This is a genomic window from Zongyangia hominis, assembly GCF_014385095.1.
Taxonomy (GTDB): domain Bacteria; phylum Bacillota; class Clostridia; order Oscillospirales; family Ruminococcaceae; genus Zongyangia; species Zongyangia hominis.
Genome location: NZ_JACRTC010000001.1, coordinates 20,367 through 38,256 on the forward strand (window position 1 = coordinate 20,367; position 17,890 = coordinate 38,256).

The 17,890-nt window shown below is 57.9% G+C and carries 13 protein-coding genes; 11 read left to right on the top strand and 2 right to left on the bottom strand.

The features are described from left to right. Positions 1-58: 58 nt before the first annotated feature. A complete protein-coding gene (locus tag H8709_RS00115; protein WP_262396344.1) occupies positions 59-4,240 on the bottom strand; it encodes a cadherin-like beta sandwich domain-containing protein in 4,182 nt (1,393 codons plus the stop codon). Between the two features lie 289 nt (positions 4,241-4,529). Between H8709_RS00115 and H8709_RS00120 the strand changes: the two genes are divergently transcribed. The 3 genes from H8709_RS00120 to feoB all read left to right on the top strand — a co-directional run bounded on the left by H8709_RS00120 (position 4,530) and on the right by feoB (position 7,479). Beyond that, positions 4,530-4,835 (top strand): MGMT family protein, encoded by a 306-nt coding sequence (locus tag H8709_RS00120; RefSeq protein WP_262396345.1) that lies wholly within the window; start codon positions 4,530-4,532, stop codon positions 4,833-4,835. A gap of 377 nt (positions 4,836-5,212) precedes the next feature. Continuing rightward, a complete protein-coding gene (locus tag H8709_RS00125) occupies positions 5,213-5,443 on the top strand; it encodes a FeoA family protein (protein WP_262396346.1) in 231 nt (76 codons plus the stop codon). Between the two features lie 11 nt (positions 5,444-5,454). Then, positions 5,455-7,479 (top strand): ferrous iron transport protein B, encoded by a 2,025-nt coding sequence (gene feoB, locus H8709_RS00130; RefSeq protein ID WP_262396347.1) that lies wholly within the window; start codon positions 5,455-5,457, stop codon positions 7,477-7,479. A gap of 687 nt (positions 7,480-8,166) precedes the next feature. On the opposite strand, the gene H8709_RS00135 is transcribed toward feoB, so the two are convergent. Then, the gene (locus H8709_RS00135) at positions 8,167-8,505 is read right to left on the bottom strand and encodes a DUF2493 domain-containing protein (protein WP_262396348.1); all 339 of its coding nucleotides are present in this window, start codon (positions 8,503-8,505) and stop codon (positions 8,167-8,169) included. A 187-nt stretch (positions 8,506-8,692) separates the two neighbouring features. Here H8709_RS00135 and spoIVB point away from each other — a divergent pair, with 187 nt between their 5' ends. The 8 genes from spoIVB to H8709_RS00175 all read left to right on the top strand — a co-directional run bounded on the left by spoIVB (position 8,693) and on the right by H8709_RS00175 (position 17,889). Beyond that, positions 8,693-9,946 (top strand): SpoIVB peptidase, encoded by a 1,254-nt coding sequence (gene spoIVB, locus H8709_RS00140; protein WP_262396349.1) that lies wholly within the window; start codon positions 8,693-8,695, stop codon positions 9,944-9,946. A 162-nt stretch (positions 9,947-10,108) separates the two neighbouring features. Further along, complete coding sequence (gene spo0A / locus H8709_RS00145; protein ID WP_316248729.1) at positions 10,109-10,882, top strand: sporulation transcription factor Spo0A; 774 nt, start codon at positions 10,109-10,111, stop codon at positions 10,880-10,882. Positions 10,883-11,089: 207 nt separating this feature from the next. Further along, positions 11,090-11,770: a P-loop NTPase gene (locus H8709_RS00150; RefSeq protein WP_262396351.1), complete on the top strand. Its 681-nt coding sequence runs from the start codon at positions 11,090-11,092 to the stop codon at positions 11,768-11,770. Between the two features lie 84 nt (positions 11,771-11,854). After that, positions 11,855-12,061, top strand: coding sequence for an indolepyruvate ferredoxin oxidoreductase subunit alpha (locus tag H8709_RS00155; RefSeq protein WP_262396352.1), 207 nt, complete (start codon positions 11,855-11,857; stop codon positions 12,059-12,061). A gap of 9 nt (positions 12,062-12,070) precedes the next feature. Further along, positions 12,071-13,132 (top strand): 3-methyl-2-oxobutanoate dehydrogenase subunit VorB, encoded by a 1,062-nt coding sequence (locus H8709_RS00160; RefSeq protein WP_316248730.1) that lies wholly within the window; start codon positions 12,071-12,073, stop codon positions 13,130-13,132. Then, positions 13,132-13,884: a thiamine pyrophosphate-dependent enzyme gene (locus H8709_RS00165; protein ID WP_262396353.1), complete on the top strand. Its 753-nt coding sequence runs from the start codon at positions 13,132-13,134 to the stop codon at positions 13,882-13,884. The genes H8709_RS00160 and H8709_RS00165 overlap by 1 nt, the downstream gene beginning before the upstream one ends. Further along, complete coding sequence (locus H8709_RS00170; protein ID WP_262396354.1) at positions 13,884-14,417, top strand: 2-oxoacid:acceptor oxidoreductase family protein; 534 nt, start codon at positions 13,884-13,886, stop codon at positions 14,415-14,417. Before H8709_RS00165 ends, H8709_RS00170 begins: the two co-directional genes overlap by 1 nt. Before the next feature lie 136 nt (positions 14,418-14,553). Beyond that, positions 14,554-17,889, top strand: coding sequence for a PD-(D/E)XK nuclease family protein (locus tag H8709_RS00175; RefSeq protein ID WP_262396355.1), 3,336 nt, complete (start codon positions 14,554-14,556; stop codon positions 17,887-17,889). Position 17,890 lies beyond the last annotated feature (1 nt).

Genomic DNA, 17,890 nt, shown 5'->3' on the forward strand with positions numbered 1-17,890 from the left:
CCGAACAAAAGAAAGAGGACCGAGCCGTCGCTCGGTCCTCTTTTATTGACATCAGGGGTTATTTTTTCTTGCGGGAGAGGAAGGTCACGGTGCCCATGGCCCCTGCCAGAAGCAGCATGGCAATGGGAAGGGAAGAGGCGTCGCCCGATTTCGGATTCTCTTTGCCGGAGGTGCCGGAAGAGCTGCCGTCGCCGGAAGGCCACTTCCAGTCAGAGCCGCCGCCCGGGATGACGGGTTTCGCCGTCGAGCCGGATTTCTGACGGGTGACCACAATCTGGTAGGCGTTCTCTTCGCCGTCCAGGGTGAGGGTGACGTCGATGACGTTCTCGCCCACTTTGAGCGGAATATCGCCGGAATAGATGCCGCTTTGGACCACTTCGCCGTTGACCTTAACTTCGATACCGTCGGCAAAGAAGGTCTTGACCTGGACTTTGTCCACGCTGCCTGCGACCGTGGCGGTGTATTTGTTGACGGTGGAGGAGAAGTCGGGCTTGAGTGTGCCCTTGGAGAGTTCCAGACCGTCCAGCACCGGCTTATCGCCAGGCTGCGGTTTTTCCTCGTCTTCGCGGGTGACCACGATCTGATAGGTCTTATCGCCCGCCACCACGGTGATGGTGTTTTCGCCCACTTTGAGCGCGATGTCGCCGGAGGCTTCGCCGGAAGCGACTGCCGTGCCATTGACGGTGACGGCGGTGTCACCGGTGTAAGTGGGTGTAACTTTGACAGAAGTGACGGTGTTTGCAACCTTCGCGGCATACTGGAGGGTGTCGGCTGCAAACGCCGGGTCCAGCGTGCCGGTGGAGAGACTCAGACCGGACAGCACAGTGGGCGTGGGCTGCGGGGTCTGCCCTTTCCAGGCGGAGTTCATGGCATAGATGTTCATTTCATCGATGGTGACATCGCCGCCGACAGTATAGAATGTGAGGCCTGTGCTGTCGAGATCCGGGAAGAAGGCGGTGGTGATGGGCGCCACGCCGTCGTTGCCGAAGGCCTCGATGATGGAGGAGTCGGCCAGGATTCTAAACTTGACCTGATTGCCGGCAAGGGGCTGCATCTCCATGGAGGGAGTGCCGGTGTAAGCTTTTCCGGATTTGCTCTTATCGAGGATGAATTTGCCGTTCACCTCGTCATATTTGACCACGGTTTCTTGGCCCGCACCGTTCTGCCGGAGCTTGAGGCCAAACTCAGTGACGCCGTTGCCCAGGGTGAAGGTGCCCTCGATGTCCATCAGGACGCCCTGTTTGCCGGCGAGAATGTTTTCACTGTCGGGGGTGACTTTCACATCGGTGCCCGAATAGATCAGGTCGCCCCGGAGAGATTTGACTTCCTCGATGGGATAGTTGACCAGCTTGAGCTTCCCATCCACCGTCCGGAGGGATGCCTCGTGGGGGAGGGACTGGGAGCCGTTCCAGGTCTTGGTGGGATCGATGGAGGCATTGGTGCTCTCGCGAATCCAGCTGACGTTCAGCCGGCGACCGGAGGCGTCGTTAAAATAGGACTGGGTCGCGTAGGAAAGACTGTCTCCCTGCTGGGGGAAGTAATCAGTGCGGTACTGGTTGGCGTCGCCGTCGTAGACCTGGGGGTCCGTTTCCGCTTTAAAGGTCAGTTTTCCATCGGCGTCCTTGGTGATGTCGCCGATGAGATAGAAGGACCCGGCCGCACTGTAAACCCATTTGAGATTGTTTTTGTCGCCGTCCACCGGCAGCTGATAGAGGTCCGGGCACTCCCAACCGTAGAGGGCGGTGCCGTCCTTAAACTGGACGTTGCTGTGATAGGTCCAGTCTTTGAGATTCGGAGAAGTGTAAAGGCCTACGCCGGTGGTGATCATGAGCCAGCAACCGCCGTGGGGCTGCATCTCCTCGTCCTCATACCAGATGACTTTCGGGTCACCCACATTGTTGATGACCGCCTTGCCGCCCTGATATTTGGTCCAGGTGTAGCCGTTATCGGTGGAGTAGGCCAGCATGACGCCGGAGCCCACCTTCTCATTGTTCATGGGAACCGCCACCATCCGGGCCTCGGGGGGGACGCTCTCGTCAAAGAAGCCGGTGGTGTTGTGATAGTCAATGACGCCGGAGCCCGACCACTTGGTACCGAACTCGTCGGGGAAGAGAGCCACCGGCAGCTCGGTCCAGTGAATGAGGTCTTTGGAGACCGCATGGCCCCAGCTCATGTTGCCCCAGCCGATGCCGTAGGGGTTGTGCTGATAGAACATGTGGTACTCGCCGGTGACGGCGTTATACATCAGACCATTGGGGTCGTTCATCCAGTTGAGCTGGGGAGAGAAGTGGAACTGAGGACGATAGCCGCCGTCATAGATGGTCTCCATGTCAGGAGAACGTTTGACGTTGACGGTGATGGTCTTGGAAATGCCGCTTGCGGTGTCCTTGACCACGATGGCGATGGGGTTGGAGCCCACGTTCAAAGCTATGTTGACTTCGCTACCGCTCTGTACCACCTTGGAATTGATGAACAGCTGGAAGTCGTCGGCCGCGGATGCCTTAACTTTGACAGATTCGACATCGGTGGCCACTTCTGCGGTGTAGGCGTCCCGAGTCTCTTCAAAGGGCTCGACAAGGGTAGCGCCGATGAGCTCTAAGCCGGTGAGCTTGGGACTCTTGACCTCGTAGTAATTGACGTTATTGAAGGTCACGTCGCCCAGGCAGGTCATGACGCCGAAATAGCCGCCGGAGAAGTCGGGTTCCCGGTGGGTTCCGGCCAAGACGTTGTCCATGTAGAAATTCATGGTACCGTCATCGAGTAGCTCCACCCGCACATGGTAGTTTTTCTTGGCTTTTTCCGCTTCGGTGAGGACGCGCTGTTCGCCCCACTTCTGCTCACTGTTCATATTTTTAAAGAGCTTGGTGATATTGCCCCACTTTTTGTCCACATTGATGCAATACCATTTTTCGTTGGGATTGTCGGGGTTTTCCACGCCGAAGACCAAGCCGCCGATGCCGTCGGCGTTTTCGATGTGCATGTCCCCTTCGAAGACAAAGGAGGAGCCGGCGGGGAGGGAGACGTCGGACATGGAGAAAAGGTCGCCGCCCGACGCGTTGTCGCCGTGGTAGCCGCTATCGGTCATGCTCCAATTGTCAAATTCCTTCCAGCCGGTCAGGTTGGTGATAAAGCCTTTAGGATCGTTGCTGGTGAACTTAATGTTGGAGAATTTGGCCTCGGTACGATAAGAGCACAGCCCCACATAGCCGCCCTCGTAGGTGTCCTGTTTGACGGAAATCTTGAGAACGTCGTTGATATAGGCTTTAAAGTTACCCTCAGCGTCCACTTCCAGTTTGAGCTTGATGGTACCGCTCACACCGGATAGTGGAACGATTTCGTTGAGGCCGTCGGTTTGATTCCAGGTGGACTCGCAGAACAGACGCGCGTCGCTACCGCCGCCACGGATATGCAGGGCGTTCCATTTGAGGCCCAGGTCGGTGGGGGAGGAGGTGGCCGCCGCGAACAGCAGTCCCGCGGTCCCGCCGGCGGGCAGGGTCATGTCCGCTTCGTAGACAAACGCCTTGGAGCGGATGTCGGCAACCACGTAGTTGTTGCCCTGATTGTTGTTGACGATGATGGAGCCGTCGGTATCTGCCTTATAATCACCGGTCCAGCCGCTGAGCTGGCTCTCTTCGGGCGGCTCATAGGGAGCAACCTCGGTGGAGAAGGTGATGTTTTCAAAGGTAGTGTTGGTGTACCAGTCAATAAAGCCGATGTTCATCTCTTCCATGGCGTCGAATTTGTAGTCGATGAGCGCCTTTTTGCCGCCATTGACAAAGACACGGACATTTTTATCCGCGTCCACGGTCAGCTTGAGATGAATGCTTTTGTCCCGGACGCCGTCGGGGAGAGCGGCCGTCTGCTCGGCCAGGCCCATATCATGGTCGCTGAAAAGCCGCAGTCCGCCGCCATTGACATGCAGCGCGGCCCATTTTCCATCGGCCCGCTTGAGGGCGATGCCGCCGGTTTTCTCTCCGTCTTTGAGTGTCATGTCTGTTTCCAGCGTAAAGACGCTGGCCTTGGTGTCCGAATAGACGGTGTTGTTGGCGCCAGAGTTAAGCGTTAATACACCGGTATCCTCATTGTAACTGTACTGCCCTTCCGTGCCGGTCCAGCCGCCCAGATCACTGGCAGCGGCGAAGACGGTCAGTCCTGCCGGCAGCGCCATGGTCATTACAATGGCCAGGGCAAGGATCAGGGAAAGCAGTTTGGTCTTTCCTTTGCGTCGATTGGTTTGCATAGCTTCTTACACTCCTTTTCTTCTTCATTCTCGCGGTGGTATAACCTCGATTTCACCCAAAATCATACCAATTTTCATTTTCTATCATATCAGCTTTCAATAATGGTTGCAAGTGCGCAATGGGTTGTTTATAAATTCTGTGAAGGTAGACAAAATCATGTGAGACAGATTGGACAAGGTGTGAAGAAAAGCTCCATCCGCAAAAGGAATTTCAAATTCATACGTACAACTAACTAAAGTGGCCAAAAGAGGGGAAATATGGTATCCTGAAAAAAAGGGGGCGGTATTGGTGAAGGAAACCATCGCGTTCATCGAGCGGGTTTATAATTTGGTGGAGGAGATTCCCCAGGGAACGGTGGCCACCTATGGACAGTTGGCCTTTTTGCTGGGCGCGCCCAACCGCTCCAGGCTGGTGGGCCGGGCCCTCTCCCATGCGCCGGAAGAACGAAACCTCCCCTGCCATCGGGTGGTCAACTGCCAGGGCAGGACCGCGCCCCACTGGATAGAGCAGCGGCGGCTGCTTGAAGAGGAAGGCGTGGGCTTTCGTGATAACGGCTGTGTCAATCTGAAAAAATATTGTTGGAAGCCCCTTTGAGATGTACGATGGCGCGATACCCGGTCTCCCGCTTTTAAAAGCGGGAGACCGGGTATTTGTTTTGCTGGGGACTGGCTGGGTGAAGACGTGAAAAGAGCCATTCGCCGTTGCCTTGGCCCTCCACTGCGAGGATAGCCTTTTCAGTAGCGAGGGGGCGGTACAGGATTCGAGTAACGCCGCTGGCCTCCACCGCTGGGAAAGCCCTCTCGGTGAGTGCCGGCGGACAGTTGGTGGCCCGACAAGTTTTGTAACGCCGCGGCATGGCCGTTTGATCACGCCGCCGCGGCTGTCCGTTGCGCGGGTTTTTCTCCCTCAATGGACTAAGCGGCTTCTTTTTCTCATATTTATTGATGAATGAAGGAAAGGAGGGACGTGCCATGTGGAGGACCAAGACGCTGGGAGATCTCAGACCGGGCCAGAGCGGCGTGGTGCTGCGGGTGTCCGGCCAGGGCGCGCTCAAAAGGCGGCTGGTGGATATGGGCATCACGCCGGGGGTTGCCATCTTCGTACGAAAAAAGGCGCCGCTGGGGGATCCGATTGAAGTCAATCTCCGGGGCTTTGCGCTGTCGCTGCGCCGGGACGACGCGGTCAAAATTGAGATGGAATAGGAGGGAACGTAATGGGAGCGCCGGACGGCAAGGTCATCGCCCTGGTGGGCAACCCCAACTGTGGTAAGACCACCCTGTTTAACGCCCTGACCGGGAGCCAGCAGTATGTGGGAAACTGGCCCGGGGTGACGGTAGAAAAAAAGGAGGGGCGGATGAAGGAGGGCGGCCTTCGGGTGATGGATCTGCCGGGCATTTACTCCCTGTCCCCCTACACCATGGAGGAGATCATCGCCCGGGACTATATCCTGGACGGCGGCCCCGATCTCCTGCTCAACATCGTCGACGGCACCAATTTGGAGCGCAACCTGTACCTGAGCCTCCAGCTGTTGGAGCTGGGCCTCCCCACCGTCATCGCGGTCAACATGATGGACGATGTCCGCGCCAAAGGGGACCAGATCGACTGCGGGATGCTCTCCCAGGGGCTGGGGGTGCCGGTGATACCAATCACGGCCAGGCGGGGGGAGAATCTCCCCGCGCTACTCTCGGCGGTGGAGGACTGCCTCCAAAGGGGACGAGGCCCCGCCCGGCGTATCAGGTACGACGACGCCACCGAAAGGGCCATGGGGCGCATGGAACGGATGCTAAACCAACAGGGGGTGGACTTTGGCGGAAGGAATCGCTTTTATCTGCCGAAGCTTCTGGAAGACGACGGGGAAATCAAGGACAGGCTCGCCCTTTCGGAGGAAGCGCGCCGGCAGATGGAACAGATTGTCCAGGACTACGAGGCCACCAGCCGGTACGGGGACCGGGAAACCATGGTGGCCGACGCCCGGTACCGGGCCATCACGGAGCTATGCGGAGAGGCGGTGATCAAAAACCAGCGCCCCGGGGCCATGACCCTCTCCGACAAGATCGACCGGATTGCCACCAGCCGGATTTTTGCCCTGCCGGTTTTTTTGTTTCTCATGTTCCTCATGTTCTCCCTCACCTTCGGGCCGGTGGGCCGGGTGCTGGGGGAGGGGGTGGAAGCGCTGATGGCGGCCGTGGGGAACGGCGTGCGGACCTTGCTCGACGCGGCCTGCGCCTCCCCCTGGACTTACAGCCTGCTGCTGGACGCGGTGGTCGCCGGAGTGGGGGCGGTGCTCTCCTTCCTGCCTCAGATCATGCTGCTGTTTTTCTTCCTTTCTCTATTGGAGGACAGCGGCTATATGGCCCGGGCCGCCTTTATCATGGACCGGCTGCTGCGCAAGCTGGGCCTCTCGGGCAAGAGCTTTATCCCCATGCTCATGGGTTTTGGCTGTACCACCCCCGCCGTCATGGCGGCGCGGACCATGGAAAACGAGAAGGAGCGCAGGATGACCATCATGCTCACCCCGTTTATGTCCTGTAGCGCCCGCCTTCCCATCTATGCCCTCTTCGCTTCCATCTTTTTTCCCCGCTACACGGGGCTTGTCATCTTCGCCATGTACCTGACCGGCATGCTGGTGGCCATCCTCTGCGGCCTCCTGCTCAAAAAAACGGTGCTCAAGGAAGACAACTCCACCTTTGTCATGGAACTGCCTCCCTACCGGCTACCCACCCTCAAGAGCATGGGGCTGCACATGTGGGACAAATGCAAGGGCTTCCTCATCCGAGCGGGCACCCTGATCTTTCTCATGACGGTGCTCATCTGGCTCTTGCAGCACTTCGACTTTCATCTGCGGATGGTGGACGACATGTCCCAGAGCATCTTCGCCGTGGCCGGCAGCACTCTGGCGCCCGTCTTCGCGCCGCTGGGTTTCGGATTCTGGCAGGCGTCGGTGGCCCTCCTTACCGGCCTGGTGGCAAAGGAGACGGTGGTTTCCTCCTTCATGCTCCTCTACGGCTGCGCGGACAAAGCGGCTCTGGGTGGCATCCTCGCCACCGCCTTTACGCCCCTGTCCGCCCTCTCCTTCTTAGTGTTTGTCCTCCTTTATATGCCTTGCGTCTCCGCCTTCGCCTCCATCTGCCGGGAGATGAACTCTTTCAAATGGGCCGGGGCCACAGTGGCCCTGCAAATGGGCGCCGCCTACCTGGGGAGTCTCCTGGTATTTCAGGTGGGATCGCTGCTTCTGTAAACAAGAAAAGAGACGGGATTTTCCCGTCTCTTTTCTTGTTTGCCGCTCGTGCTTTACGGCGGCGTCATCGCGGCTTCTGCCAAGGCTTGACAATGGTGCCAACGGTGCTTGGGCTTTGCGCTCATGCCGCGCAGGCACATCCTTTCCCTTGCCGGAAAGGATGCAAAGGGCACCGAAAGAGGGGGTACCCCCCTTTCGATAATCCCCCCAAGGATCGCGCACTAGGCCCTAGTTAAGTGACGGCCTCTCTCCACGCGAAATGTTTGCGGAGTATCGGTACCAGTGGCTCGCTCGCCGCTCGAAAGGGGCTCACGCCCCGCGGCGTACGAGACTACCAGCACAATTGCCCGCCGGGGATCGTGGGCGGCTGCCGCCCATGCTGATGGGTTGCCATGCGGCCGCACAAGCGGGGTTTTCGAAGGGGTGTCCCCTTCGATCACTTTTGCATCCTTTTCTTGAGAGAAAAGGATGTGCCCGCGCGGCATGAGCGCAGGGCCGCCGTCCCCGACGGCGCTTGTGCCCGCGCGGCATGAGCGCACGCCTACCGGCGAGGATGCAGGACAGTCGCGGCGGTCACGCCGCCTCAAAGCACGCACGAGGGGTAGGGCCGCCGGTCTCACCGGTGTAAGGTCACAATTGTAAAAAAATAAAAAAGCGGAAGGATTTTCCTCCTTCCGCTTTTTCCTATTATATAGGTACAACCCGGAACAGCCGGTGCTTTTTGATGCAACATAAAATGGTGCTGCGTGTCCCTGGGGACTTGGCGTCCCAAAAGGCCAGCACATAGTCGGCATAGTCCACAATCTGCTCATTGCGCACAATGGGCGCCCGTTTGCCGTAGCGCTCGTAGTCAGGGGCAAAGCAGGTGAACTTGAGACCCAACTCCTGCGCCAGCTTTTGACCGAGGGTGTCCACGCCCTTGGCGCCGCCGCTGATAATCTCCGACGCGCCTTGGGGCACATAGGGCAAAATCTCCTCAATGCCGAGCGTATTGAGGCTGCGGGACCCGACTATGGCTACCTTCATCTGTCCTTCCCTCCCGGTTCCATGCTGTCATGCTGGGCGATATTTTAGCAAATTTACGACGATTTGCTATGATTTTAATCATATCACCTTTTAAAACTAAAACAAGGGGAATTTGCCTGCTATATAAAAATGACATCTGGACAAAGTAATATCGTCGGTCTTCCATCGACGAATACTTTTACGGGAGGTGTCAAAGTTGATAAAAAAACTATCAAAATTTATTTTTGTTTTATCAGCGGTCATGGCCACGGCCCTTGTGGCGATGACGTTTTATAGTAAGTATGCATTGCCAGATCAATTTTATGTATCCAAAGGACAATCCTTACACATAGATTCCAAATACTGCGTGGAGCCGGTCTCCACCGGCGCCGCCAGAGGGAATACATCCCAGGCCAGTGCCAGTGAAAACGCCAGCTACCGCATGGAGCTGCGCCTTTTTGGTCTGATCCCTGTCAAACAGGTGCAGGTCAATGTGGTGGATCAGTCCGAAGTGGTGGTATGCGGAACGCCCTTCGGTATTAAGATGTTTACCGACGGGGTGCTGGTCATCGGTGCCAGCGACGTCATGTGCGACGGAAGTGCAGTGAACCCCGCCAAAAACGCGGGTATCAAGGTCGGGGACGTCATCGTCAAGATGAACGGCGCCCGGGTCTATACCAACGAGGATGTGGGCAAGATCGTCTCCGGCAGCGCCGGGGAGAGCGTCTCGGTCACTTACAAGCGCAACGGCCAGACCCTCTATACCGACTTGAGCCCCGCCCTCTCCGACGAGGACAAGGGATACAAGGCGGGCATCTGGGTCCGTGATTCCACCGCGGGCATCGGCACCATGACCTTCTACGACCCGGCGGCCGGCGTCTTCGGCGGCCTTGGCCACGCCATCTGCGACGTAGACACCGGCAAGCTCATGCCCCTTTCCTCCGGCGATATTGTGGGCGTGACCATCACCGGGGTCAAAAAGGGAGAAGCAGGAACGCCGGGCGAACTGAAGGGCGGTTTTGTGGAAAGCCAGCACATGGGCACCCTTTGCGCCAACGGGGAGACGGGCGTCTATGGCACCATTGAAAACGCGGGGCCCATCCAAGGCAAGGCGATGCCGGTGGCGTTTAAGCAGGAGATCAAGGAGGGCAAGGCCAAGGTGATCACCACCCTGGACGGCCAGACGGCCCAGGAATACGAAGTCATGATTGAAAAGGTCAACTATAACGATGGGACTCCCACCAAAAATATGATCGTTAAAATTACCGATCCTCAGCTTTTGTCAAAAGCCGGCGGTATCGTCCAGGGTATGAGCGGCAGCCCACTGGTCCAGGACGGCAAGCTCATCGGCGCTGTCACCCACGTCTTTGTCAACGATCCGACAAAAGGATATGCAATATTTGCTGAAAACATGCTGTCCAGCGCTAAAAATGTTGAAAATTCTGTATCAAATGCTGCGTAAGAATTGACTTTATCCCACTTTAAATTTATAATAAAGATAAAATTAGAAATATTTGGTAGTCATTTTGTGAAAAACCCTTGCAAAATCTGGAATTATATGGTAATCTAGGCTCATGGAAAAAACTGGTAAATAAAAAGGGGAGATATGACAATGCAGAGTAAATTGAAAATTTTAATCGCGGACGACAGCAAGGAATTCATCGACCTTTGTAGTGAAGAATTTGCCAAGTATGGATTTGAGCTGCATACCTCAGCCAAGGATGGACAAAAGCTGTTGGATAAGATTACCTTAGTGGAGCCCGACGTAGTCTTGATGGATCTTTTCATGCCAAGGCTCGACGCTCTTGGCGTCATGGGAGCGGCGGCGGAGCTTCCCTTGGGAAAACGCCCCGTTTTCATGATCATGAGCAGCTTTGATAACGCCGACTTTGAGCGCCGGATCATGCAGGCGGGCGCGGCCTACTATTTCCTCAAGCCCTTCGATGTGGCGATGATGGCCGAGCGGATCAACCAAATCATCGGGTTTGCCGGTGGATTGGAGGCCCCGGCGATTGCTACCCGCGCGCCGCTGCGCAAGGAGCCGGACCTGGAAGTTATGGTCACCGAAATCATCCATCAGATCGGCGTGCCCGCTCACATCAAAGGCTACCATTATTTGCGTGAGTCCATCATGCTGGCGGTTCAGAATCCGGATATCATCAACTCCGTGACCAAACAGCTGTATCCCACGGTAGCTAAGAAATTCGACACCACCTCTTCCCGGGTGGAGCGCGCCATCCGTCACGCCATTGAAGTGGCTTGGGACCGGGGCGATGTGGATACCCTCAACGCTTATTTCGGCTATACCATCCACAACGGCAGAGGCAAGCCCACCAACTCCGAATTTATCGCTATGATTTCGGATAAACTGCGCCTGAAGCTCAAAAATGCCAACTAAATTCCTTGATTTTGCGGGCGGCTCCTTGTTGGGGAGCCGCCCTTTTATAGTTTATTTTATTAAAGTGCCACAAAAAAATGTGAAAAATTACTCGATTTTTCTGTTGTATACTGGTAAAGCGTCCGTTGTGAGAGCGGGCCAAAAGTGATATAATATGCATTATACCCGGCACAGAACGCCGGGTCAATGAAGAACTGAGGTGAGAGTTTGTCAAATAACGAAAAACAACTCCACATCATTGTCGGACATTACGGCAGCGGCAAGACCAATTTTGCCGTGAACCTGGCCCTCGAACTGCAAAAGCAGGGCAATCAGGTGGCGCTGGCGGATATGGACATTGTCAATCCCTACTTCCGGTCGGCGGATTTTACCGATATGCTGACGCAAAAAGGCATCCGAGTGGTGACGCCTCCCTTTGCCAATACCAATTTGGATATTCCCTCGGTAACGGCGGAGATCGACGCGCTGCTGGAACTAAAGGACACCCATATTATCCTGGATATCGGCGGGGACGACGCGGGCGCCGCGGTGCTCGGACGATACTCCCAGAAGATCAAGGACCGCGGGGACTACGAAATCCTCTATGTCATCAACCGCAGTCGGTATCTGACCCAGGAAGCGGACGACACGGTGCAGGTGCTTCGTGAAATCGAAATGGCTTCCCGGCTAAAGGGTACGGGTCTTGTCAACAACACCCATCTTTCCGAGGAGACGACGCCGGAGATTGTGGAAAATTCCTTCGCTTACGCCGACGCCATCGCCCAAAAGACAGGGCTTCCCATTTTGTACACTGCGGTGCGGCGGGATTTACTTCCAAAAATTGACGCCAAAGGGCGGGAGCTTTTCCCGGTGGACATCTATGTCAAAACGCCATGGCAAAATTTTTAGCGCAATTTTAACGAGAATATAAGGGCGGTCTGGGGCCGCTTACATATATTATCAGATCTTTCATAGAGAGGAATGTGAGCGAATATGGCGAAGATTACCGTCAATGAAAACAAGTGTAAGGGCTGTGGTCTATGCACCACCGCCTGCCCCAAAAAAATTATTATCCTATCCAAGGATAAGCTCAACGCCAAGGGTTACCACCCGGCGGTTTGCATTGATTTGGAAAAATGTATTGGATGCGCGATGTGTGCGACCATGTGTCCGGACGTTGCCATCGTAGTGGAAAGGTAGGGAACGACATTGGCAGAGAGAGTACTCATGAAGGGAAACGAAGCGCTGGGCGAAGCCGCGTTGCGTGCGGGCTGCCGTCATTTCTTCGGTTACCCGATCACCCCGCAGACCGAGTTGTCTGCATATCTTTCGAAGGTCATGCCCAAGGTGGGCGGCACCTTCCTCCAGGCGGAGAGCGAAATCGCCGCCATCAACATGGTGCTGGGAGCGGCCAGCGCCGGCGTGCGCGCCATGACCAGCTCCTCCTCCCCGGGCATTTCCCTCAAATGTGAAGGCATTTCCTACATAGCGGGCTCCGACCTGCCCTGCGTCATCGTCAACGTACAGCGCGGCGGCCCGGGCCTCGGCGGCATCCAGCCCTCCCAGGCCGACTATTGGCAGGCCACCAGAGCGCCGGGCCACGGCGACCTTCACGCCATCGTCTTCGCCCCCTCCACCGTCCAGGAGATGGTGGACATCGTCTTCCGCGCCTTCGACAAGGCCGACGAATACCGGATGCCGTCCATGATTCTGGCCGACGGCATGCTGGGCCAGATGATGGAGCCGGTGGAATTTCCCGAGCGGGAAGTCCACAAGGTGGAAAAGCCCTGGGCCACCAACGGCCACAAGGGCGAGCGTAAACACAATATCGTCAACTCCCTCTTCCTGCAGCCGCAGCAGCTGGAGGATAAGGTCAAAGAGCGCTTTGCCAGATATGATCTTGTCAAACAAAACGAGGTCCTGGCAGAGGAATACCTGACGGAAGATGCGGATATCGTGTTGGTGGCCTATGGCGCTTCCTCCCGTATCTCCAGAAGTGCGGTCAACTCCGCCCGCGAAAAGGGCATCAAGGCCGGCCTCATCCGTCCCATCACCCTGTGGCCCTTCCCGGAGAAGAACATCCAGGCCGCCTGCAAGACCGCTAAGGCGTTCCTCACCGTGGAGATGAGCATGGGCCAGATGGTGGACGACGTCCGCTTGGCAGTGAATGGCGCCCGTCCGGTCTACTTCTATGGCCGTACCGGCGGCATCATCCCGTCCCCGGCCGAGGTTCTGGGACAAATCGAAGAAATTTCAGGGGGTGTAAAATAATGGCAGTCGTTTTTGAAAAGCCCCATGCACTTGCAGATATCACCTTCCATTATTGCCCGGGTTGTACCCACGGCATCATCCACCGGCTGGTGGCTGAGGTCATGGATGAACTGGGAATCGAAGGCAAGACCGTCGGCGTCTGCCCGGTGGGCTGCTCGGTCATGGCATACGATTATTTTAACTGTGATATGATTGAGGCGGCCCACGGCCGTGCGCCCGCGGTGGCCACCGGCGTCAAGCGTGCGCTGCCCGACAACGTGGTCTTCACCTACCAGGGCGACGGCGACCTGGCCGCCATCGGCACCGCCGAGACGGTCCACTCCGCCACCAGAGGCGAGAACATCACCGTCATCTTCGTCAATAACGCCATTTACGGCATGACCGGCGGCCAGATGGCGCCCACCACCCTGCCCGGCCAGGTCACCCAGACGACCCCCTATGGCCGCGACACCAACACCGCCGGTTATCCGGTGAGAGTGTGCGAGATGCTCTCCACCCTCTCCGGCGTGGCGCTGGCGCAGCGGGTGGCGGTGGACACCGTCCCCCACATCAACGAGGCGAAGAAAGCCATCAAAAAAGCGTTCCAGAATCAGCTGGACGGCAAGGGCTTTTCCATTGTCGAGGTGCTTTCCACCTGCCCGACCAACTGGGGTCTGACCCCGGTGGAGGCCCTGCAGTGGCTGCGTGATAACATGATGCCCTACTATCCGCTGGGCGTCTACAAAGACGTGGAAGAGGGGGTAAAAAAATAATGGCAGGAATCAACATGGTTTTTGCAGGCTTCGGCGGACAGGGCATTCTGTTCACGGGCAAGGTCTGCGCTTACAGCGGTCTGATGGAAGAAAAGGAAGTTTCCTGGCTGCCCTCTTACGGCCCGGAAATGCGCGGCGGTACGGCCAACTGCAGCGTGTGCATCTCGGATGAGCCCATCGGCTCCCCGCTGGTGCTCACCCCCGACGCGCTCATCGCCATGAACATCCAGTCCTACGACAAGTTCATCGGCGCGGTGGTCCCCGGCGGCGTTGCTGTCGTCGACAGCACCCTGGTGGACAAAAAGACTGACCGGGACGACATCAAAGCCTTTTATGTCCCGGCCACCCAGATGGCAAACGACCTGCAGCTGCAGGGCCTTGCCAACATCATCCTTTTAGGCAAGCTCCTCAAAGAGACCGGCTTTGCCTCGATGGAAGCGGTGGAAAAGGCTCTGGCCAAATGCGTGCCCCCGAGAAAACAGCACCTGCTCGAGCCCAACATGCGGGCCATCAAAGCGGGTATGGAAGCATAAGGAGCGCATCATCTCTCTGATAAAATCCCCTCTGCTCGAAAGGGCAGAGGGAATTTTTGGTTGGGGCGTCCGCTTTCCTTTGGGGGACGGATATGATAAAATGAAAAAAGATTACGATAGAAAGGAGGCGCCACTTGTGCTGTATCTCATTATGGGCCCGTCGGGTACGGGCAAGACCAGCTTCCTGCTCCACAAGGCCGAAGAATTTTCCCGCGGGGGAAAACGGGTCTTTCTGATCGTCCCCGAGCAGTATTCCTTCGAGACGGAAAAGGCGGTGAGCGCCTTTTTGTCCGGCGGCGGGGAAAAGGTGGAGGCCGTCAGCTTCTCCCGGCTATCTAACCTCATCTTCCGGGAGTTTGGCGGGCTTTCGGGGGATACCCTCAGCGACAGCGGACGGACCATGCTCATGAGCATGGTCCTCGACGAGGTGGGGGAGACTCTTTCGGTCTATGACCGGCACGCCAAAAGCGTCCCGTTTGCCTCCAAGGCCCTCGCCATGCTCGACGAATTTAAAAACTCCGCCCTTTCCCCCGAGACGGTGGCATCCCTTTCGGAGGAACTTTCCGACGGTCCCATCGGGGAAAAGCTGGGGGACCTTTCCCTCATTTACAGCACTTATGAGGCCATGCTTCAAAAGGGGCGCCACGACGCCCGGGACGATCTGATGCGGGCCCTGGCGCTGGTGCGGGACACCGGCTTTTTTGCCGGTGCCGTCGTCATGCTCGACGGCTTTTTCTCCTTCCCCAAGGCGGAGCTCCTCCTCATTGCCTGCGCGCTGCAAGAGGCGGAGGAGGTCTACGTCTCCCTGTGCTGCGACGGGCTGGGGGCGTCCCAGGCCCGGGCCTTTGACGTGGGCCGGGATACCGCGCGGAAGCTTCTGCGCATCGCCCGGGAAAACGGAGCGGCCGCCGCCCCGCCCGTCCTTCTCACCGAGCCATACCGCTTCCAGGCGGCGACCCTCTCCCATGTGGCCGGACAGATTCCCTACGCCGCATGTGGGAAGACAAAAATCAACGACGGCTCGGTTTTGGTGGCCCAGGCCGGGAGCCGGTACGAGGAGGTGCGCTTTGTGGCAGCCTCCATCCGCCGGATGGTCCGGGAGGAGGGGCTGCGCTACCGGGACATGGTGGTCATCGCCCGGAGCGTGGAGGACTACCAAACCGCCTTGGAGGACGTCTTCGCGCGGTACGGCATCCCCTGCTTTATGGACGAGAGGATTGAGGTCCAGCACATGCCCCTCATGACCCTGGTCACCTCCTTAGTGGACGTCGCACGGAGCAATTTTTCTACCGAGGACATCCTGCGCCACTTAAAGACGGGCCTTTTGGACCTCGATCCCGACGCCATCTATCTGCTAGAGGGCTACTGCGGGCTGTGGGGCGTCGACCGGGCGGGTTGGACCCGGCCCTTCCAGCAAAACCCCGCCGGGATGAAAACCCGGATGGAGGAGGAAGACAAGGCGCGCCTGGAAGAGCTGGAAGCATGGCGGCAGGCGGTGATGGAACCCCTCGCCGCCTTCAAAGACCAGGTGCGGGGAAGCCTCGACGGCGAGCGCTTTGCCCGGGCCATCTTCGATTATCTGGAGCAGACGGGCGTGCCCGGCAGAATCGAGAATCTTTCCGCCCAATATGAGCGGGCGGGGGAAAAGGCCCGGGCCGACGAGCTCTACGCCTGTTGGGACCTGCTCATGGGGCTGCTCGAGCAGTTTTCAGCGGTGCTGGGCCGGCGGACGCTGGGGCTCAAACGCCTCGGGGAGTTGCTCAGCCTGGCGGTAGCCGACAGCGACCTGGGGCATATCCCCCAGACCCTCGACCAGGTGACGGTGGGGGCCGCCGACCGCATACGGCCAAGCGGGCCCAAGGTGACGGTGATTCTCGGCGCCAACGAGGGGAGCTTTCCGCTGTCCGTCCCGCCCCAGAGCCTTATTTCCCAGTCCGAGCGCCTTAAAATCAACCGTCTGGGCGAGCAGGTCTTCGAGACCTTGGAGGACCGGTTTTATAAAGAGTTTACTTATATTTATACGGCGGTGACGTCTCCCTCCCACAAGCTGATGGTCACCTATCCCACCCAGGACACCGACGGCAAGCCCCTTTTCCCGGCGCCCTTTGTCAGCCAGCTCTGCGCCATGGTGGAGGGGCTGCGCCCGGTGGAGGTGGGCACCCTTTCCCCCGAGATGCTGGTGGAAAACGAGGCGTCGGCCATGGACACCCTGGCCGAACACCTGAGAGAGGACACGGCCCTGACCGCCTCTTTGGCCCAGGTGGTGGAGCGAAGGGAGCCGCTCCAGGTCCAGAACCTCTTTGCCATCGCCGAAAACCGGCCCTATCTGTTGGAGGATGAGGAGACCGCCCGAAAGCTGCTGGGACATCGCCTGCGGCTGAGCCCGTCGCGGCTCGAGCGGTTTTACCGCTGTCCCTTCCAGTACTTTTGTAGGGACATGCTCCGCCTGGAGCCCAAAAAGCGGGCGGAATTTTCCCCGGTCCAGTCGGGGACGCTCATCCACTACGTCCTCGAACAGATGGTGTCGGCCCACGGGGCCAGGGGACTCAAAAACTTAAGCCGCGCGCAGCTCAGGGAGGAGTCGGAGGGGCTTTTGCGAGAATATCTGCACACCGTGTTCGGGGAGGAAATCCCCAAGCGGATGCAGTACCTCTTCCTGCGCCTCTCCGACACCCTGGTGCGCCTGCTCAGGCAGCTTTCCCGGGAGTTTGCCCAGAGCGCGTTTGAACCGGCGGATTTTGAGCTGCCCATCAGCGAGCACAGCGAGAACAAGCCCGTCGAGCTCGTCTCCAAGACCGGCGAGCGGGTGCTGGTGGAAGGGGTGGTGGACCGGGTGGACATCGCGGACATCCGGGGGAGAAAGTATGTGCGGGTGGTGGACTATAAGTCGGGGGTCAAGCAGTTTTCCCTGTCCGACGTGGCCCATGGCCTCAACATGCAGATGCTCATCTACCTCTTCTCCCTCTGGGAAAACGGGGCGGGGAAATATAAAGACTGCTATCCCGCCGGGGTCCTCTACCTGCCCGCCAAAAGCGAGATCATCGCCGCCGACCGCCACGTCTCGGACGAGGAGATGGAGGCCGAGCACCAGAAGACCATGAAGATGAACGGGCTCATTTTAGAGGATGAAGCGGTGGTCGAGGCCATGGAGGAGGACGTCCGCGGGGTGTTCATCCCGGCCAAGAAAAAGAAGGACGGCTCCTTTGACAAGGCGTCCTCTCTGGCGAGCTTGGCTCGCTTTGGCAAGCTCAGCCGGTATGTGGACGACCAGATCACCGCCATGGCCGACGCCCTGCGGGGCGGCAAGATTCAGGCGAGCCCCACCGAGGACAACGGGCTAAACGCCTGCGCATTCTGCGACTATCAGGCGGTTTGCAAGCACGAGCGAGAGGACGGCAGACGCAGCCTCGCCGCCGTGGACAAAGATCAGTTTTACAGCGCTCTCGACGAGCGCTATGGGGAGGGGGAGTAAC